Source organism: Enterococcus florum (genome assembly GCF_004309355.1).
GTDB lineage: Bacteria > Bacillota > Bacilli > Lactobacillales > Enterococcaceae > Enterococcus_A > Enterococcus_A florum.
Map to the genome: position 1 here is coordinate 41,820 of NZ_BJCC01000028.1, position 17,945 is coordinate 59,764.

Here is a 17,945-nt window from a genome sequence, read left to right on the forward strand (position 1 = left end):
TGAGGGAAATGGATGAAACAGGTGATGATTGCCGCTGCTTCCAGCGGATCGGGAAAAACGACAGTTACACTAGGGCTGTTAAAGCTATTGCAGGAACAGGGGCTGAACGTTCAGCCCTATAAAGTTGGTCCAGACTATGTGGATACGGAGTATCATACACGGATCACTGGCAAAAAATCACGAAATCTCGATATGTTTCTAGTCAACGAGAGTGAGCGTTTGAACTATCTTTTTGAGAAAGAAGCACACAAAGCAGATATTGCTGTGATTGAGGGCGTGATGGGGTTGTTTGATGGTCTCGGCGTGGACAAAGATTATTGCTCTAGTGCCGGTGTTGCCAAGCAGTTGGACTGTCCGGTATTGCTGGTCGTCAATGGTCAATCCGCGTCCACCTCGATCGCTGCATTAGTCAAAGGTTTTGCTGAATTTGATCCTGAACTGACGATTTGCGGAGTGGTCATCAATAAAGTTGCTTCTGAGAATCACTATCTTCTGATCAAAAAGGCCGTAGAGACATACACAGCAGTACCTGTTCTTGGCTATCTGATACGTGAACACGGAATCACGCTCCCTTCACGGCAACTAGGGCTCGTTCCAGATCGTGAGATCGCCGATGTAACCAGCAAAATCACACAGGTTGCAGCATCGCTGAACCAAACAGTTGATTGGCAAAGACTGTTGCAGCTGCTGCCAGAAGAGGAGATTGTTTTTCACGAACCGACGTGCCCTGACTTTTCGGATTTGACGGTAGCGTATGCACTGGACGAAGCTTTTCATTTTTACTATCAAGACAATTTGGAATTGCTGCAGTCATACGGTGTTCAGTTAAAAACCTTCAGTCCGATCAAAGATCAGGAACTGCCAAATGCTGACCTCTATTATTTTGGCGGTGGCTATCCAGAAGAATTTGCCAGGGAGTTGGCAGAAAATCAGGCGATGCGCCAAGCTATTAAAAGGGCTTCTGAAACTGAGGCTGCAATTTTGGCCGAATGTGGCGGACTCATGTACTTGGGCACAGCATTAAAAACGCCAGATCAGACCTATCCGATGGTGGGAATATTTGAAGGAATTAGCGAAATGACTGGGCGGCTTCGTCGATTTGGTTATTGCTGTGGTAAGATGCGTCAAGATACACTGTTGGGAAATAAGAAAACGCAGATCGTCGGCCATGAATTTCATCATTCGATCTTTACCTCTAAAGAGAAGCCTGTGATGGAGATGTTCAAAAAAAGAGACGGAGAAATCGTGGACCGCTGGAGTGGAGGGTACCAAAAGCGCCAAACCTTTGCCAGCTATCTGCATTTGCACTTTTACCAGGACCCCGCATTTTTAACAAATCTATTGAAACGAGTGAGGGAACAAAAATGATTCGATGGATAATTGCTGCCTTTATATGGGATCTTTTGATCGGCGATCCTTACCACTGGCCGCACCCTACGAAAGCAATTGGACACTTTATCTCCTGGTTTCAGCAAACCTTTACGACAGGCAAGACGAAACGTGAAAAGTACCAGCTGGGAATCCTCCTTTGGTTCGTGACGGTTTTGGGCACAGGTGGGATCGTTTACAGTTTGTTGGCATTAACCAAAGAGATCCATCCAATGATCGGCAACCTTTGCTATGTCTACTTGGCTTATACTACCTTGGCTACGAAAAGTTTGGCTCTCGAAGGCGAAAAGGTCTATCGAAAATTACGATCGGATACCTTAGACAATGCACGCAAACAGGTAGCGATGATCGTTGGACGAGACACAAAAGAGTTGTCCGAGGAAGAAATCACCAAAGCCACGGTTGAAACAATTGCTGAAAATACCAGTGATGGCGTAGTAGCGCCGTTGCTTTGCCTATTTATTGGAGGGCCTGTTTTAGCGATGATGTACAAGGCTGTTAATACACTGGATTCAATGGTCGGGTATTTGACGCCTAAATACAAAGCGATCGGTTGGTTTTCTGCCAAAATGGATGATTGGTGGAATGTTATTCCGGCTCGATTAACATGGTTATTTTTATTAGCGGCCTCGAAGCTTTTGCGTATGGACACGGTCAATGCTTGGCGGATCGGGAAAGCGGATTGCCGCAATCATAAAAGTCCAAACAGCGGGTTTCCAGAAGCCGTGGTAGCTGGAGCTTTAGGTATTCAATTAGGCGGTACGCACAACTACCATGGAGTAGAAATCGTCAAGCCGACGATTGGTCAAGCATTGCGAGCGGCTGAACAAGAAGACATTTTAAAAGCAAATGCATTATTATATGTGACTGCTGTTTTAAGTTTAGTGTGTTTTAGTATCGGAGCATTAGGTATCACCCATTTCATTTTTTGAGAAGAGGTAGGTCTGTGGAATACATAAAAAATCCCCAATTGATCGAAAAAGAAAGCTTTGAGATCATTCAATCGATTATTGATCAAGATTATCCAGCATATCGGTTTTACTCTCGGCAGGAAGAACTGATCATCAAGCGGGTCATTCATACGAGTGCCGATTTTGATTACTTGAACAATTTGGTTTTCATCAATCATGCCATCAATGAATTGGAAACGTTTTTCTTAGGCGGAAAGGGTACGATTTTTACAGATACAACGATGGCTCTCAGCGGTATCAACAAGCGATTTTTGGATCGATTGGGAATCGATTATCGCTGCTATATTGCTGATTCAGAAGTAGCTCGCATTGCTAAAGAAAAAGGCATCACGCGTTCGATGGCCGGAATTGAACAAGCAGCAAAAATCAATGGTCCGAAGGTCTTCGTGATTGGAAATGCACCAACAGCGATCTTCAAAATACTCGAGATGATTGAAGCCGATTCATTAGATACGGTTGCTGTCATTGGAGCGCCGGTCGGTTTTGTGGGGGCGGCTGAGTCGAAGGAAGTCCTCTATGAAAGTCAACTGCCAGCGATCGTTGCCCGAGGACGTAAAGGTGGCAGCAATGTCGCTGCAGCGATCGTCAATGCTCTGCTGTACCAATTGGTGGAAAGGGAAAGTTGATGGAGGAATATGTTTTCTATAACGGAAAAAAATTACGAAAAGGCTATACGACCGGATCCTGTGCAGCTGCTGCTGCCACAGCAGCAGCACTTTGTTTGTTCAAGGATCAGCACCACGAGGAGGTCCACATTCAGCTGCCTAGTCAGGAATGGTTAAAGATTCCGATTCATGCAATCGAAAGGGAAGCGGATTTGTCACGTGCGTACGTCATAAAAGATGGTGGCGATGATGTTGATGCCACTGACGGCATGTTGATCGGTGTCGAAATCACGCACAGTGAAAACACAGGGGTTGAGATCGATGGCGGGATCGGAATAGGGCGTGTGACTGAACCCGGGTTATCAAATCAAGTTGGCGAAGCAGCGATCAATCCTGTTCCCCGCCGAATGATTGTTGATTCGGTTCGAAAGATTATTGGAGAGAAGCAGGGGGCCAAGGTAGTCGTGTTTGCACCTGCTGGCGAAGAAATCGCCAAACAAACGATGAATCGACGGCTAGGGATCATTGGCGGGATTTCTATTTTGGGAACTTCTGGCATTGTGACCCCTATGTCTGAGGAAGGGTGGAAGCAATCCATTTCCTTGGAGCTGGAAATGAAGTGGCAACAGGGACATCGAAAAATCATTTTGTGTCCTGGAAATTATGGCGAGGATTTTGCGGTTCATGTTTTATGTTTGGACAAAGAAAAAATCGTGTCCATGAGCAATTTTGTCGGCTATGTTTTGAAGGAGGTTCAGCGAATCGGCTTTGAACAGGTATTAATGGTTGGACATTTGGGCAAATTGATCAAAGTGTCCGCTGGCATTTTTTCGACCCACAGCAAGGATGCCGATGCACGGACTGAAATATTAATTGCCAATCTTGCGCTATTGGGGATGCCGAGAGAAACACTGCAACAGATCCAAAGCTGTGTGACCACGGAGGCAGCCGGAGAAATCATTGCCCAAGAGGGGTACGAAGAAGTCTATCAAATGATCGTGGAAAAAATCAAACAACGTAGTCAAAACTTGTTGAAATATCGCAAACCAGAGCCGACAATTGAGGTGGTTCTCTTTTCTTCAAAGCGAGGGTATCTAGCGTCAACAAGTCCACTTGAAACCGTGATGGAGGAATGGGAATGATCACAGTCGTTGGAATTGGTCCAGGAGGTACTACGGATTTTCTTTTTGGGCAAGCACTGGACAGCATTGAAGCCGCTTCGGTCATTATCGGCAGTGAACGTCAGTTGGAATTGGTGCCAGAGCATAAACAAATGGTTTGTCATCGCTTGCCGCGTAAACTGACGGAGCTGGAAGACTATTTGTATGATCATTCAACAGATATGATTGTCGTGCTGGCTTCAGGTGATCCATTGACTTATGGCATCGGCAATTGGCTGATGAACCGTTTTTCCGGCGATCAGCTAACGATTTTACCCGGCATTAGTTCAGTCCATTATTTTTTTAATCGATTACGGATTCCTATGGAGGATTGTTATATTACCAGCAGTCATGGAAGAACACCCGATTATGAATTGCTTTTTCAAATGTCTAAAGTAGGGATGGTTACAGACCAGCAAATCGGTCCTTATCAGCTGGCACAAGAAGCGATCAAAAGAGGGATGAACACAACCTTCTATATCGGTGAGCAGTTGAGCTATCCTGATGAACAGATTCGCTGCTTCACTTCAAATGAGGTGCCGGATGAAGAGTACGCAATGAATGTGGTGGTGATGATCAATGAATGACAAGTGTTTTATCCGCGGCGAGGTTCCGATGACCAAGGAGGAAGTGCGAACCATTTGTTTAGCCAAGCTGAACTTAAATCGGGCCAGGCATTTTTTAGACGTGGGAACCGGCACTGGCAGTATGGCAATCGAAGCAGCTCTTACCTATCCTTCATTAGAGGTTACAGCGATCGATAGCAATCCTAAAGCGTTGGAGCTGCTGGCGCAAAACCAGCAAAAATTTCGGCTGTCCACAATCAAGCACATTTTGGGCAAAGCTCCAGTGCCGCTAAGGCAATCATTTGATGCCATTTTCATTGGTGGAACTGGTGGAAGAATGGCCGAGATTCTGGAATGGAGCTTCGGACTTTTGAAGGCAGAGGGACGTCTGGTTTTGACGTTTATATTACTGGAAAATGCCTTACAGGCGATCCAGTGGCTTGAGGACCGCGATTGCGCTTTTCAAGCTGTGCAGGTACAGGTCGGGCAGTACACAAAATTAGGCAAGGGGCATTACTACAAACCACAAAATCCGGTGATCATCATCGAAACGAGAAAAGAGGAATAACAATATGGCAAAGGTTCATTTTGTAGGTGCTGGGCCAGGAGATCCAGAACTGATCACCCTAAAAGGCTATCAGCTGCTTCAAAAAGCAGGTGTCGTCATCTATGCAGGTTCATTAGTAAATCCGGAATTATTATCCTATTGTTCGAATGATTGTGAGATTTTTAATAGTGCTTCGATGAATCTAACAGAAATCATTGATGAAATGGAGCGTGGTGTAACAGCCAATAAGGACGTTGTTCGACTGCAAACGGGTGATTTCTCGATCTACGGTTCGATTCGAGAACAGGTAGAGGAATTGAAAAAAAGAGAGATTTCCTTTACTTGTACGCCGGGAGTTAGTTCGTTTTTAGGCGCCGCCTCTAGTTTAGGTGTCGAATATACCGTCCCTGAGGTCTCGCAAAGTGTGATCATCACTAGGATGGCTGGCAGAACACCGGTCCCCTCCAAGGAAAGCTTGCGTTCTTTTGCACAGCACCAAACATCGATGGTGATTTTCCTTTCGGTTCAGGGAATCGAACAGGTAGTCGAAGAATTACTGGCAGGCGGGTATCGGCCATCTACACCAGTCGCAGTGATCTATAAAGCGACTTGGCCAGAAGAAAAGAAGATTGTCAGCACATTGGATCAGATTGCGGAGGAGATAAATACGGCAGGTATTACAAAAACTGCGCTGATCATGGTAGGTGATTTCTTAGGCGATGAATTCTACTATTCAAAATTGTATGATGCCAGCTTTCCTCATGAGTACCGTGATGTGAAGTCCAATGACTAAATATGCAGTGCTGGCACTGACACCAGCCGGAATCGAGCTGGCTAAAAAAATTCATATGCTATGGGAAAAGAATTTATCGATCTTCGTCCCTGAAAGCAAAGCAGAAGCGGATTTATCTGCATTTCCCGGAGGAAGTTTCAAAGCTGGAATCCAGCAGCTGTTTCAGCAATATGATGCCCTGATCTGTGTGATGGCAACTGGAATCGTGGTTCGCAGTATTGCAGCAGTTTTAACGGACAAACGGCAGGACCCTGCGATCCTTGTTCTCGACGAAAAGGGAAAACATGTGATCAGTTTGCTGTCTGGGCATATCGGCGGCGGCAATCGTTTAGCAAAAGAATTAGCTGATGTATTGGGAAGTGATCCAGTTATTACTACTGCGACAGATACTCAAGAGGTCACTGCAATCGATTTGTTAGCCAAGGAGATTGATGGATGGTACGACAACTTTAAGGATACGACTAAATATATCAATGGTTTGCTGGCGGATCACCAAAAAGTGGGACTGATCTCAGATGAACCGATCGCTGATCTGCGTGGGTTGGTTGCGATTCAGAGTACGGAATCGTTGGAGTCGTTCGCGGCGGTTTTACTGATTTCGGATCGGTTAGAACAGCAGCAGTTAGACAAGATCGTTCAGATCGTACCCAGACGGTATGTTCTTGGAATTGGCGCTAAAAGGGGAGTCCCTTTTTCGGTCATCAGGCAAGAGTTTTTAGGCTTTTGCCGCTTGGAGCAGCGTCATCCTCGAAGCATAAAAAAAATTGTCAGCATTGATTTAAAGAAGGAAGAACAAGGAATCTGCCAACTTGCTGAATGGTTAGAGGTTCCGTTTGAAACTTATACCTCTCAAGAATTGGCAGAGACAGCAGAAAAGCATCCACAGTCCTCTTTCGTAAAGCAAACGACTGGTGTGGGCAGCGTGAGCCTTGCTGCTGCAGATTTGGCTAGTGGTGGTCAGGTCGTAACAAAACGTTATGCCAACCAAGGGGTTACTTTTGCATTAGGAAGGATGAAAGCGAAATGTTATATGTCGTAGGCTTAGGTCCCGGAGAAAAGGAAAAAATGTCGCTTGAGGCGATCGAGGTTTTGAAACGAGCAGACGTTATCGTGGGTTATTCTACTTATGTACGTTTGATCAAGGAATTTGTCAAAGACCAGCAAATTGTCAGTACAGGAATGAAGCAAGAGATTGATCGCTGTGAGAAAGCGATTGATTTAGCTCTATCTGGTCAGGACGTTGCCGTCATTTCCAGCGGAGATTCTGGTGTCTACGGTATGGCCGGACTGGTTTTAGAGTTGCTCAGCAAAAGAAAGGAGCAGCTGGAGGTCAAGGTTATTCCAGGGATCACTGCCAGCATTGCCGGCGCTGCTTTACTCGGCGCTCCTTTAATGAATGACTTTTGTCATATCAGCCTAAGTGATTTGATGACCCCTTGGGAGGTGATCGAAAAGCGATTGCATGCAGCAGCCAGTGCGGATTTTGTGATTTGTTTGTATAATCCTCGCAGTAAAGGACGGCCCAAGCATCTGGCAAGGGCTTTAGAAATCATTCAGCAATACAAGTCAAAAGAAACGATCATTGGTTTGGCAAAAGATGTGGGGCGCCAAGAGGAGCAAGCTATTTTAACAACGATCGAGCAGCTGGACGAAACACAGGTGGATATGACTACAGTGGTCCTAATTGGCAACAAGGAGACGTTTGTTGCAGGAAGCAACATGATCACACCACGAGGGTATCCGTTATGATTTTAATTCTCGGCGGGACTTCGGACAGCATAAAAATTGCTGAAGCTTTGAGAGATGCAAGTAAGCCTTTTTATATATCCGTTGTTTCTGACTATGGTCAAAAGCTTGCTTCCAAAGTGACACCGCGAGTGCTTCAAGGCAGGCTCTCCAAAGAGGCGATGTCGCAAGTAATTGAGCAGCGACAGATCAAGCTTATCATTGATGTGACACATCCATTTGCAGTGGAGGTCTCTAAAACGGCTATGGCTGCTAGTCAAGCTAGTCACATCAATTATCTGCGTTTCGAACGTCCTACGGTGATTCCAGAAGGCGTGCTTTTGGCTTCTTCGGTGAAGGAAGCTTGTGAGCTGGCCAAAGACTATACTGGCAGAATCTATTTGACGACCGGAAGCAAAACATTGCCTGCATTTATCAAATATTTACCAAAAGAACGACTGATCGTGCGGCTTTTACCAACCTCTGAAGTTTTACAGATGACGGAAGAATTGGGACTGTCTGCCGATCAGATTGAGGGAATGAAGGGCCCCTTTTCAAAAGCGCTCAATCAAGAATTGCTGATCCATAACCAAGCAGCTGTATTGATTACAAAGGAAAGTGGAAAAGCAGGCGGCTTTTTAGAAAAAGTGGAAGCCTGCCAAGAGCTAAATATTCCTTGCATCGTGATTGAACGCGAAAAATTAGATTACCCGCTCGCCTATTCATCCATTGAGCAACTGGTTGCATACGTGAAGCAGAACAAGGAGCTGACAGAATGACAGGAGTGATTGCTTTAGTAGGAGCAGGGTTAGGTGACCCGGAGCTTTTGACTGTAAAGGGATTGAGAAAGATCCAAAAAGCAGATGTGGTGGTCTATGATCGACTAATCAATCCGGCTATCTTAAACAGCTGCAAACCAGGCTGTGAAAAAATTTATGTAGGAAAAAAACCACAGTACCATCCAGTACCCCAAGAGCAGATCGAAGAGATTATGATCGAAAAAGCCCAGCAAGGGAAAACAGTGGTGCGGCTGAAAAGTGGTGATCCTTACGTTTTCGGTCGTGGGGGAGAAGAAGGAGCCTCTTTAAAACAAGCGGGCATTTCATTTGAAGTCATTCCCGGGATCACGTCCTCGATCGGCGGTTTAGCCTATGCTGGGATTCCAATCACGCATCGTGATTTGGCAGCGAGTTTTCACATCTATACAGGACATTTGAATAATTCAGAAGCCGCGATCGATTGGGCAACGGCAGCTAAATCAGAAGGAACCTTGGTCTTTCTGATGGGCATGGCAGGATTAGAAGAGATTACTCAACAGCTTTTGAAGCATGGCAAATCAAAAGAAACACCAGCTGCAGTGATTCAATGGGCCAGCAGAAAAAAACAAAAAACCGTCACAGGCACTTTAGAAACGATTTATCAGAAGGCGTTGGAAAAACAGTTGCAGCCACCAAGCCTGATCGTTTTTGGAGAAGTAGTAGAACGCAGATCCGAGCTGAATTTTTTTGAAGAGCGGCCATTATTTGGAATCAGTATTACAGTTCCTCATACAGAAAAGAAAAGGATCACCAGCCAGTTGACTGATCTGGGAGCGGAGGTGGTTGAATTACCGCCGGCGGTTCAGCAATTGAGTACTCAAAAAATAAATGTTCAAGCATATCTACAGGTGGTTTTTACCGATAAAGCGAGTGTTGAGATGTTTGTTCAGTCAATGGGACGAAACAGCGGTGACTGGCGCCAATTAGGACAGCTAAAACTGATCACTGTCGGACACCATACAGGTGAAGCCTTGAAGCAAGTAGGGATTCAGCCAGATATTCAACTGTCAACCATGGTGGAATGCTTAGAGATATTATCTGCTGATACGCTGATCTTGGGTGAACAACAGGTGATCCGAGAGTTGAACGAGCATGATACACCGGGAACAAAATTTGTTAGTCACACAGAGTTTCTCGAAACACCGCTGACCGAACTGTGGCAAACCACGGATCTTTTATACTTTCCTCATTCAAAAGCAGCACGACTGTTCTTACGTGCATTGACTTTTGAAGAAAAAGCAATGCTGAAGAAGAAAAAAATTATTGTGATGGGGCGAATGACAAAAGCCGTTTTCGATCAAGAAGAGATAGCGGTTATCCAAACCAAAAAACCAGATTATGAAAGTGTACTTCATCAGATCAAAGAGGAGATGAATCCATGAAAAAGGCATTGCTAGCCGTGAGTTTCGGGACCAGTTATCCAGAAACACGCAAGAAGACGATTGAAGCAGTGGAAAGCAGGCTTTCCGAAGCTTTTCCAGAATGCGATGTTTACCGAGCATTTACTTCTAATAAAGTGATCAGGAAAATCAAAGAACAAGAAGGACTTACCATTTTAACGGTTGATCAGCAAATGCAAAAAATGGTAGAAGCCGGATATGAGGAGGTATACGTTCAGCCGTTGCATGTGATTTCCGGCAGCGAATACTCTAAAGCATTGCATCAAGCGATGAAATACAAAGACAGGCTAAAAAAAGTCAAGGTTGGCAAGCCGCTGCTCAGCAGCTTTGAAGATTATCAAAAGATCGTTGCTTGGCTGGACAGCTTGGCTGCACATCTACAAGCAGATGAGGCCATTGTTTTAATGGGACATGGCAGTCAGCATGCAGCCTTTCCTGTCTATGCTTGTTTAGACCATATGGTTTATCAAAAACCAATTTTCATTTGTGCCGTTGAAAGTTATCCAGAAATTGATTTGGTCATCGACCGCCTAAAAGAAGAAAACTATCGTAAAATCAAGCTTTATCCTTTAATGCTTGTGGCGGGGGATCATGCAACCAATGACATGGCTTCTGATGAGGAAGATTCCTGGAAATCGCGGCTGGAAAATGCTGGATTTCGTGTTGAAGCCTTCTTGCAGGGAATGGGTGAGGTGCCGCAAATTCAGGAACGATTCATCGACCATGCAGCAACGATGCTGGAGGAAAGCTAGTATGGCAAAATTTTACGGAATTGGAACGGGACCAGGAGCTTCTGATTTGTTGACGGTCCGTGGAAAGAGAGTACTGGAAACAGTGGATTGTTTGTATACGCCTGAACCAAAAAAGGGCGGTAAAAGTTTGGCACTTCAAATCGTCAGTCCGTATCTTCGAGCGGACTTAGTGATCAAGCAACGGCATTTCCCGATGGTCAACGACTGGAAGCAAAAACGAATCGCCTGGGATCAAATTGCAGAAGAAATTATTAATGACGTAAAAGAGGGGCTGAATGTTGCATTTATCACTTTAGGGGATCCTATGGTCTACAGCACGTACAGCTATTTGCTTGAACGAATCATGGGAACTATCGAAACAGAAACAGTTCCTGGAATTTCGTCGTTTTGTCAAATATCTAACAGCCTACAGGTGCCTTTAGTTATTGATGAGGAAAGTTATGCGGTATTGCCGGCAACTGCTGATGAACTAATTATTCGACAAGCACTGACACACTTTTCGACAGTTGTTTTGATGAAGGTGTCTATTGCTTTGCCGAAGATTTTAGGATTGCTTAGAGAACACGACCTGACGGAAAAAACAGTCATGGTCAGTGATGCCTCAATGGAAGGCTCAAGGATTCAGTGGGATGTCCTGGAAGTTGAAGAGGATACCAAGCTTTCTTATTTTACGACCATGATCGTATACAAAAATCGGAACCTGACAGCAAGAAAAAGCGAGACCAGCCTATAGGTAGATGTATGGTCTTTTAGAAAGCAAGGCTTGAAACGAGGAGGAAACAGCGATGGGCAAAAGTTTAATGATTCAAGGAACCGCGTCAGACTCGGGGAAAAGTATTCTTGTTGCAGGCTTATGCCGAGTGCTTCATCAAGATGGACTCAAGGTCATGCCTTTTAAGTCTCAGAACATGGCCCTTAATTCCTTTATTACGCTGAAGGGAGATGAGATGGGCCGAGCACAAGTTTTCCAGGCAGAAGCAGCGGGAATCGAACCCGATGTGCGGATGAATCCGGTTTTGCTCAAGCCAACCTCTGATCGAAAATCACAAGTCATTTTCAACGGAAAAGTGCTGTGCGACATGGATGCCGTTGAATACCATGAGTTTAAGCCTCAACTGGTTGAAAAAATTTCGGAACTGTATCAGGAGCTGCTGCAGGAAAATGATGTGATCATTCTTGAAGGAGCAGGAAGTCCAGCTGAAATCAATTTGAACAGTCGCGATATTGCAAATATGGGAATGGCAAAAATTGCAGATGCCCCGGTTTTGCTTGTGGCGGATATTGACAAAGGCGGTGTTTTTGCTTCAATTTATGGGACGATCCATTTGCTGAAGCCGGAAGAACGGGCACGAATCAAAGGAATCATCATCAATAAGTTTCGCGGCGACATTGCACTGCTTGATCCTGGTTTGAAGATGATCGAGGATCTGACTGGTGTTCCAGTCGTTGGCGTAATCCCCTATGCACAGTTGAATATTGAAGATGAAGACAGCGTTGCCTTGTCAAAGGTCAATCGGTTGTACAATCCTCAAAAAGCGTTGGATATCGCGGTAGTTGCTCTATCGAAAATCTCCAATTTCACTGATTTCAACAGTCTGCATATGGAACCTGACGTCTCTGTGCGTTATGTTTTTCCAGGGGACCAGCTCGGCAGCCCGGATATTTTGATTTTACCAGGCAGCAAGAACACCTTGGAGGACATTCTTTATTTGAAGAAGGCGGGGCTGGATCATGAGATTCGGAGGGTTCATCATGAGGGGAAAATGATTTTTGGTATTTGCGGCGGCTTTCAATTACTAGGAAACATGTTGCATGATCCAGCGCAGGTCGAATCGGTGCACGGCAGCCTTGAGGGATTGGGGCTGCTTAATGTAGAAACGTTTTTTGAAACGGAAAAAGTAACAACTCGAGTGACTGCACAAATCGGCGATGATCAAGTATCTGGCTACGAGATTCACATGGGCAAAACGATCAACCATGAAGCTCGAGCTTTTGCCAAGATCACTGCAGCCAATGGAATTACTACGGAAAGACTAGATGGGGCGATTAGTCAGGATCGACGGGTGATTGGTACCTATCTTCACGGAATTTTTGACAACAGCCATTGGCGTCGCAAGCTCTTGAATCAGGCGCGCTCAGCTAGAGGACTGTCCGAAATTCAAGAGGTCACGATCCCCTATCATGAATACAAGAGCCAACAGTACGACAAGCTAGCAGATCTGCTGCGAGAAAACCTCGACATCGAACGAATCTATCGAATCATCAATCAAGAGGAGAGTGAAAGATGAGCATTTATACACGTTATGGCGATCAGGGTTTTACACGTTTAGTGGGTGGTGGACAGGCAAAAAAAAATGCTCCAAGAGTCTGCACCTACGGATCGATCGATACTCTAACTTCTCAAATTGGTTTTGCGATTTCACAAGTGGCAAAGGGAGATCCGTTAAGGCAAGAGTTGATTCAGGTTCAACAATGGGTCTTTGATTGTGGGGGTGATTTTGCAACACCAGATGAAAAACGACCCTACAAGATCGAATCGTCAAACACTGAATGGCTGGAACAAAAAATTGATGACTATTGGGCGGCAATCCCGGAATTGCGGCAATTTATCCTGCCTGGTGGGACACCTGCAGCAGCAAGCCTGCATCTGTGTCGTTGTTTGACTCGTGAAGCCGAAAGAAATGCTGTTGATCTAATGGAGCAAGAAGAAAGTATCAACTTGGCAGCATTGACATTCTTAAACCGCTTATCAGACTATTTCTTCGCTCTAGCCCGCTGGGTCAACCATCAAGCTGGAGAAGCAGAGATTCTGTATGAGAACAGCAGAAAAATCTTCAGTCGAAAGAACGATCAATAAATGCCATGCATAACAGCGATGGATGAAAGAAGGATAGGGATGGACAACGTATTAAAGGTTGGAACGAGGGGCAGCAAGCTAGCCATGACTCAAACGAAACAAACAGTAGAAGCGTTAAAGCAAATGTGTCCTGGGATCGAATTCGAAATCGTTAAAATCAAAACAAAAGGGGATCATTTAGCAAGCCATAACTTGCAGGCGATTAGCGGACAAGGTGCCTTCGTTCGTGAACTAGAGTGGCAGCTGCGGGAAGGGAAAATCGATTTTGCAGTCCACAGTCTGAAGGACATTCCAACAGTCATACATGAGGAATTGACCTTGGCAAGTATCGTTAAAAGAAAATCAGCGACTGATTGCCTGATCGTAAAAAATCAAGCGGACACCTTAACTAATTTGCCAAAAAGTGCGATCGTTGGAACCAGCAGCTTGCGCAGAAAAGCACAGCTATTGCATGTTCGTCCAGATTTTGACATTCAACCAATTCGGGGGAATATCGACACACGAATCCGAAAAATGAAGGAAGGACAATATGATGCGATCGTCCTTGCTCTAGCAGGAGTTGAGCGTTTAGGATTGACGGACACGATCAATTTCCAAGAACTGACACCAGAGATCATGCTTCCAGCAATTGGTCAAGGCGCATTGGCATTAGAATGCCGCAAAGAAAACGCAGATTTGGTAGAATGGTTAAAACGATTGGAAGATCCTGAGACCGCTTTTTGTGTAAAAGCAGAAAGGGCTTTTCTGAACAGTATGGATGGAAGCTGTACATTTCCTGTTGGCGCCTACGCCCAAAAAGTCGGTGAAACGTATGAGCTGGAGGGAATGATTGGCTGTGAAAATGGACAAATCCTGCTAAAGGAAAAAGCTGCTGGAAATGATCCTGTCGCTTTGGGCAGAGGTGTGGCAGGAAAATTGATTGATCAAGGAGCGTTTGATCTGATTGAAAAATGTAAGAGAGACCAGGAAAAAATTATTATACACTAGAGAAGTCCCGATGCCAGAGGCGATTTTTCAAGAGTTGTCACAAACTGTGGACATCCTCATGATTCCGATGAATCAAACTGTAAAACTCCAAGCTCCACCACAAAAAGCTGACTACGATTGGATCTTTTTTACCAGCGTAAATGCAGTGAACTATTTTGATTTCAGTCAATTTAATCAAGAGGTGAAGACTGTCGCTATTGGGAATCAGACGACCAAGGTATTGATCGACAAGGGCTATCAAGTGACCTTTCAACCAAAAGAGGGGTATTCGGAGGGGCTGATTCACGAATGGCTGGCGATCAATCCGGACCCGCAGCGAATCCTGTGGCCGCACTCGCTGCATGCCCGCAGAGTGATTTATGATCAACTCAACGAACGCGGCCACATGGTGTTGGAACAGGTTATTTACAAAAATGAATTTTCGGACGAACATCGCAGCCAATTAACCGAGCTGTTTAGGCAAGGTGATTTAGATTACGTTCTTTTTGCGAGCCCATCCGCATGGGAATCTTTTTATCAAACAGCTAAGCAATGCCAACTGCCGAATGACTTTTGGGAAAACTTGACTATTGCCGCGATCGGTCCTGTGACTGCTAATGTGATTCGACAAGCGGGCTATCTTGTCGCTATCCAGCCTGAGATATACGATATGCCTCATCTTTATGCATGTTTATTGCAGCATATTAAGGAACCGATCAAGCAGAAGGAGAAATGAAGCTTGTGCAAACTTATCGAGATTTGAGTATTTTACCTATTTCAATGGAAAAAAATCTAGTCATCGCTTGTGATTCCAGTGCCGGAATCGGAGAGAAGCCATTGGATTTTGTTGCAGTCGATCCTGCGATCACCGCTGCATTTTGCTTGCGTGTTCCTCTGATGGAGTTGCTTTGCTTTGGGGCGGAACCGATCTGTGTCATCGATTTGGTTGGGAATGAATATCAGCCCACAGGCGACCACATGCTGAAGGGAATCAAGAAAGAATTAATCAAAGCTGAGTTGGAGCATCTTCCCATCAATGGAAGCACGGAAGAAAATATGCCAACTAAAACGACCAGTATCGGCATAACCGTAATCGGTCAAAAGGGTGCCGCACAAAGGATTGCCAAGCTTGAAGAGGAATCAATCCTTTTTCAATTAGGAAAACCTTATGTTGGAGAAGCTGTTGTAGAAAAATTGGAACAGATTTTTTCTTATTCGATCATCAGGAGTTTGAGAAAAGAAAAAGGGGTAGTTGACCTGCTGCCCGTAGGATCAAAAGGAATCCGCTATGAAGCAAACTTAATGACAGAAGGAACGGATTACCATGTCCATTTTGATCAAGAGGAGGAACTGGATCGTTCTGCGGGTCCGGCGACAGTCGTGTTAGCAGCAGTTCGTAAAACAGATCAAAAAGCGATCAGTCAAAAATATCCGGAGTTAAAAAAAATCGGTACGTTTGTAAGGAGATGACGAAGTTGGGACAAATCACGCTGATTACAGGAGGAGCAAGAAGCGGTAAATCACGTTTTGCCGAAAGCTTCTTTGACGAGCAGGAACCCATTTGTTATATTGCGACAAACGGCTTGGTACAAGATGACGAAACCCAAGCACGAGTCCTACTTCACCAAAAAAGACGGCCGGTTCATTGGACGACTCACGAAGCTTACCTAGAGATCCCTTCCTTCATTCAGCAAAAAGGTGCGGCTGCTTATTTATTGGATTGTGCCACCATGTTGACTACCAACTATTTTTATCACCTGATGAAAAAACGCTTCGGAGAAAACTATCAACTGATAGATCAGCAGATCGCGCAATTTTCTGAAGGAGAAAAACAAGCAATCGAAGCAGAAATTCTGGCTGAATGGTCTGCGATCATTACCGCAGCAAAAGAGAAACAATCAGAACTTGTGATCGTGACCAATGAGGTCGGGCTCGGAATCATTCCAGAAGATGCCTTCACTCGATGGTTTAGAGATGTATTCGGGAGGGTAAATCAATACTTAGGAAAGGAAGCGGATGCGGCTTTCCTTGTAGTTGCCAGCATTCCATTGAAATTAAAATGATCGATAGCTTACTATTGTATTTTCAATTTTTTACGAGAATTCCTATTCCGGTACCGATCGATGAACCTGAAGAAAAGATGCGCAGCGGGGTTCGCTTTTTCTCCTTGTTCGGTTTATTGTTAGGATTACTGGAGCTCTTGATTTATTATGTGCTGCATCAAATGTTAAATCCAGGAATTGCTTGGATCATGGTGTTGTTTTTTGATGTGCTGCTGACGGGAGGATTTCATTTGGATGCGCTGTCTGATATGGCAGACGGATTATTTTCGTCGCGCAAACCAGAGCGGATGCTGGAAATCATGAAGGATAGTCGCGTAGGCAGCAACGGTGTTCTGGCAATTGTTTTCTATTATTTGTTCATGATTTTTACCTTTTATACACTGCTGCCCCAATTGGCTGTGCTTCAACGAGTTGCTGTGGTATTGCTCTTGAATGTTGTTGGAAAAAACGGAATCAGTGTCTTGTTTTATCACATGAACTACGCAGGAAAAAATCCTGAAGGGGTAGGAACGACATTTCTAAATGTTAAACCAGTCGATATTGGAATTTGCCAGTTGTTCACATTGTCAATGCTGCTGCTGTTCTTCGGAAGAGCGGGTGCAGGTTGTTTTGCAATCCATTTGGTGAGTGTTCTAGGCTATCGGCAATTGGTTATGAATAAAATCGGCGGGTTCAACGGCGATACCTTGGGGGCCTGTTCACCAATTGCACAGGTTGTTTTTTTGCTGAGTCTGCTGGGGCTGCGGGGCTGGCTATGAAAATTTACCTCATGCGCCATGGCGAAACCGACTATAATCAGCAAAAACTGTTTTATGGTATGACGGATGCAGCGTTGAATAGTACGGGCAGAGAACAAGCCTTGCAATTAAAGGAAAAGTTACTCGATTTGTCCGATCAACTCCACGTTTACACTAGCACGCTGTCAAGAACTATCGAGACAGCAGAATTGATTTTCCCTTCTCAGAAAATAAGGGCACTTTCTCAATTGAACGAAAAAGGTTTCGGTAAATGGGAGGGCATGAATGCGCAACAAATCCAGCTGCGATTTCCTAGAGAATGGCAGCTTTGGCTGGATGAACCCTTCGAATATACACCTCCAGAAGCAGAAGAATTTGCCTCTTTTAAACAACGAGTATTGGCGTGTTTTCATCGTTTGCTCCAAGAAGATAAGGATTTAGCAATTGTGGGCCATTTAGGCGTTCTGCGTGTTCTCTTAAGCGAACTCACGAATCAATCATTTTGGGAGATTGAGTTGGAGCAAGGAAATTATACGCTTTTAGAGAAGACAGACCATGGCTATTTAATCCGTTACTGGAATCAATGAATCGAGGAG

The 17,945-nt window shown here is 44.8% G+C and carries 21 protein-coding genes; all 21 read left to right on the top strand.

Annotated features, from left to right (window positions below):
- Positions 1–12 precede the first annotated feature (12 nt).
- Genes NRIC_RS15375 through NRIC_RS15475 form a run of 21 tightly spaced genes read left to right on the top strand, consistent with a single transcriptional unit; the run spans position 13 to position 17,936 of the window.
- Positions 13–1,368 (top strand): cobyrinic acid a,c-diamide synthase CobB, encoded by a 1,356-nt coding sequence (locus NRIC_RS15375; RefSeq protein WP_146623593.1) that lies wholly within the window; start codon positions 13–15, stop codon positions 1,366–1,368.
- Entirely contained in the window at positions 1,365–2,321 is a 957-nt protein-coding gene (gene cbiB, locus NRIC_RS15380) for an adenosylcobinamide-phosphate synthase CbiB (RefSeq protein WP_146623594.1), read from the top strand. The genes NRIC_RS15375 and cbiB overlap by 4 nt, the downstream gene beginning before the upstream one ends.
- Before the next feature lie 14 nt (positions 2,322–2,335).
- Positions 2,336–2,986, top strand: a complete 651-nt coding sequence (locus NRIC_RS15385; RefSeq protein ID WP_146623595.1) for a cobalt-precorrin-8 methylmutase — start codon at positions 2,336–2,338, stop codon at positions 2,984–2,986.
- Positions 2,983–4,107, top strand: a complete 1,125-nt coding sequence (gene cbiD / locus NRIC_RS15390) for a cobalt-precorrin-5B (C(1))-methyltransferase CbiD (protein ID WP_227873826.1) — start codon at positions 2,983–2,985, stop codon at positions 4,105–4,107. Before NRIC_RS15385 ends, cbiD begins: the two co-directional genes overlap by 4 nt.
- Positions 4,104–4,712: a cobalt-precorrin-7 (C(5))-methyltransferase gene (locus NRIC_RS15395; RefSeq protein ID WP_146623597.1), complete on the top strand. Its 609-nt coding sequence runs from the start codon at positions 4,104–4,106 to the stop codon at positions 4,710–4,712. Before cbiD ends, NRIC_RS15395 begins: the two co-directional genes overlap by 4 nt.
- Complete coding sequence (locus NRIC_RS15400) at positions 4,705–5,259, top strand: decarboxylating cobalt-precorrin-6B (C(15))-methyltransferase (protein ID WP_146623598.1); 555 nt, start codon at positions 4,705–4,707, stop codon at positions 5,257–5,259. Before NRIC_RS15395 ends, NRIC_RS15400 begins: the two co-directional genes overlap by 8 nt.
- Positions 5,260–5,263: 4 nt before the next feature.
- Positions 5,264–6,031 carry a cobalt-precorrin-4 methyltransferase gene (locus tag NRIC_RS15405; protein ID WP_146623599.1) on the top strand — a complete coding sequence of 256 codons (768 nt, stop codon included), beginning with the start codon at positions 5,264–5,266 and terminating at the stop codon, positions 6,029–6,031.
- Positions 6,024–7,070 (top strand): cobalt-precorrin 5A hydrolase, encoded by a 1,047-nt coding sequence (locus tag NRIC_RS15410; RefSeq protein ID WP_146623600.1) that lies wholly within the window; start codon positions 6,024–6,026, stop codon positions 7,068–7,070. The genes NRIC_RS15405 and NRIC_RS15410 overlap by 8 nt, the downstream gene beginning before the upstream one ends.
- Positions 7,055–7,780, top strand: a complete 726-nt coding sequence (cobJ, locus tag NRIC_RS15415) for a precorrin-3B C(17)-methyltransferase (RefSeq protein ID WP_146623601.1) — start codon at positions 7,055–7,057, stop codon at positions 7,778–7,780. Before NRIC_RS15410 ends, cobJ begins: the two co-directional genes overlap by 16 nt.
- Positions 7,777–8,535, top strand: coding sequence for a precorrin-6A reductase (gene cobK / locus NRIC_RS15420; protein WP_146623602.1), 759 nt, complete (start codon positions 7,777–7,779; stop codon positions 8,533–8,535). Before cobJ ends, cobK begins: the two co-directional genes overlap by 4 nt.
- Positions 8,532–9,956, top strand: coding sequence for a uroporphyrinogen-III C-methyltransferase (gene cobA, locus NRIC_RS15425; protein WP_146623603.1), 1,425 nt, complete (start codon positions 8,532–8,534; stop codon positions 9,954–9,956). The genes cobK and cobA overlap by 4 nt, the downstream gene beginning before the upstream one ends.
- Positions 9,953–10,726, top strand: coding sequence for a sirohydrochlorin cobaltochelatase (locus NRIC_RS15430; protein WP_146623604.1), 774 nt, complete (start codon positions 9,953–9,955; stop codon positions 10,724–10,726). The genes cobA and NRIC_RS15430 overlap by 4 nt, the downstream gene beginning before the upstream one ends.
- Before the next feature lies 1 nt (position 10,727).
- Positions 10,728–11,459, top strand: a complete 732-nt coding sequence (locus tag NRIC_RS15435) for a cobalt-factor II C(20)-methyltransferase (protein WP_146623605.1) — start codon at positions 10,728–10,730, stop codon at positions 11,457–11,459.
- A 52-nt stretch (positions 11,460–11,511) separates the two neighbouring features.
- Positions 11,512–13,014 carry a cobyric acid synthase gene (locus NRIC_RS15440; protein ID WP_146623606.1) on the top strand — a complete coding sequence of 501 codons (1,503 nt, stop codon included), beginning with the start codon at positions 11,512–11,514 and terminating at the stop codon, positions 13,012–13,014.
- Positions 13,011–13,583, top strand: a complete 573-nt coding sequence (locus NRIC_RS15445; protein WP_146623607.1) for a cob(I)yrinic acid a,c-diamide adenosyltransferase — start codon at positions 13,011–13,013, stop codon at positions 13,581–13,583. The genes NRIC_RS15440 and NRIC_RS15445 overlap by 4 nt, the downstream gene beginning before the upstream one ends.
- 39 nt (positions 13,584–13,622) lie before the next feature.
- Positions 13,623–14,570: a hydroxymethylbilane synthase gene (gene hemC, locus NRIC_RS15450; protein WP_146623608.1), complete on the top strand. Its 948-nt coding sequence runs from the start codon at positions 13,623–13,625 to the stop codon at positions 14,568–14,570.
- 10 nt (positions 14,571–14,580) lie between these two features.
- Positions 14,581–15,285, top strand: a complete 705-nt coding sequence (locus NRIC_RS15455; RefSeq protein ID WP_146623609.1) for a uroporphyrinogen-III synthase — start codon at positions 14,581–14,583, stop codon at positions 15,283–15,285.
- Positions 15,282–16,019, top strand: coding sequence for a hypothetical protein (locus NRIC_RS15460; RefSeq protein WP_146623610.1), 738 nt, complete (start codon positions 15,282–15,284; stop codon positions 16,017–16,019). The genes NRIC_RS15455 and NRIC_RS15460 overlap by 4 nt, the downstream gene beginning before the upstream one ends.
- The gene (gene cobU, locus NRIC_RS15465) at positions 16,016–16,612 is read left to right on the top strand and encodes a bifunctional adenosylcobinamide kinase/adenosylcobinamide-phosphate guanylyltransferase (RefSeq protein ID WP_227873827.1); all 597 of its coding nucleotides are present in this window, start codon (positions 16,016–16,018) and stop codon (positions 16,610–16,612) included. The genes NRIC_RS15460 and cobU overlap by 4 nt, the downstream gene beginning before the upstream one ends.
- A complete protein-coding gene (cobS, locus tag NRIC_RS15470; RefSeq protein WP_146623612.1) occupies positions 16,609–17,370 on the top strand; it encodes an adenosylcobinamide-GDP ribazoletransferase in 762 nt (253 codons plus the stop codon). Before cobU ends, cobS begins: the two co-directional genes overlap by 4 nt.
- Positions 17,367–17,936: a histidine phosphatase family protein gene (locus NRIC_RS15475; protein ID WP_146623613.1), complete on the top strand. Its 570-nt coding sequence runs from the start codon at positions 17,367–17,369 to the stop codon at positions 17,934–17,936. The genes cobS and NRIC_RS15475 overlap by 4 nt, the downstream gene beginning before the upstream one ends.
- Positions 17,937–17,945: the final 9 nt, after the last annotated feature.

Bases quoted from the DNA above. Each gene is read 5' to 3' on its own strand.
- NRIC_RS15375 (WP_146623593.1), top strand. From the start codon at position 13: ATGAAACAGGTGATGATTGCCGCTGCTTCCAGCGGATCGGGAAAAACG.
- cbiB (WP_146623594.1), top strand. From the start codon at position 1,365: ATGATTCGATGGATAATTGCTGCCTTTATATGGGATCTTTTGATCGGC.
- NRIC_RS15395 (WP_146623597.1), top strand. From the start codon at position 4,104: ATGATCACAGTCGTTGGAATTGGTCCAGGAGGTACTACGGATTTTCTT.
- NRIC_RS15400 (WP_146623598.1), top strand. From the start codon at position 4,705: ATGAATGACAAGTGTTTTATCCGCGGCGAGGTTCCGATGACCAAGGAG.
- NRIC_RS15405 (WP_146623599.1), top strand. From the start codon at position 5,264: ATGGCAAAGGTTCATTTTGTAGGTGCTGGGCCAGGAGATCCAGAACTG.
- NRIC_RS15410 (WP_146623600.1), top strand. From the start codon at position 6,024: ATGACTAAATATGCAGTGCTGGCACTGACACCAGCCGGAATCGAGCTG.
- cobJ (WP_146623601.1), top strand. From the start codon at position 7,055: ATGTTATATGTCGTAGGCTTAGGTCCCGGAGAAAAGGAAAAAATGTCG.
- cobK (WP_146623602.1), top strand. From the start codon at position 7,777: ATGATTTTAATTCTCGGCGGGACTTCGGACAGCATAAAAATTGCTGAA.
- cobA (WP_146623603.1), top strand. From the start codon at position 8,532: ATGACAGGAGTGATTGCTTTAGTAGGAGCAGGGTTAGGTGACCCGGAG.
- NRIC_RS15430 (WP_146623604.1), top strand. From the start codon at position 9,953: ATGAAAAAGGCATTGCTAGCCGTGAGTTTCGGGACCAGTTATCCAGAA.
- NRIC_RS15435 (WP_146623605.1), top strand. From the start codon at position 10,728: ATGGCAAAATTTTACGGAATTGGAACGGGACCAGGAGCTTCTGATTTG.
- NRIC_RS15440 (WP_146623606.1), top strand. From the start codon at position 11,512: ATGGGCAAAAGTTTAATGATTCAAGGAACCGCGTCAGACTCGGGGAAA.
- NRIC_RS15445 (WP_146623607.1), top strand. From the start codon at position 13,011: ATGAGCATTTATACACGTTATGGCGATCAGGGTTTTACACGTTTAGTG.
- hemC (WP_146623608.1), top strand. From the start codon at position 13,623: ATGGACAACGTATTAAAGGTTGGAACGAGGGGCAGCAAGCTAGCCATG.
- NRIC_RS15455 (WP_146623609.1), top strand. From the start codon at position 14,581: ATGCCAGAGGCGATTTTTCAAGAGTTGTCACAAACTGTGGACATCCTC.
- NRIC_RS15460 (WP_146623610.1), top strand. From the start codon at position 15,282: ATGAAGCTTGTGCAAACTTATCGAGATTTGAGTATTTTACCTATTTCA.
- cobU (WP_227873827.1), top strand. From the start codon at position 16,016: ATGACGAAGTTGGGACAAATCACGCTGATTACAGGAGGAGCAAGAAGC.
- cobS (WP_146623612.1), top strand. From the start codon at position 16,609: ATGATCGATAGCTTACTATTGTATTTTCAATTTTTTACGAGAATTCCT.
- NRIC_RS15475 (WP_146623613.1), top strand. From the start codon at position 17,367: ATGAAAATTTACCTCATGCGCCATGGCGAAACCGACTATAATCAGCAA.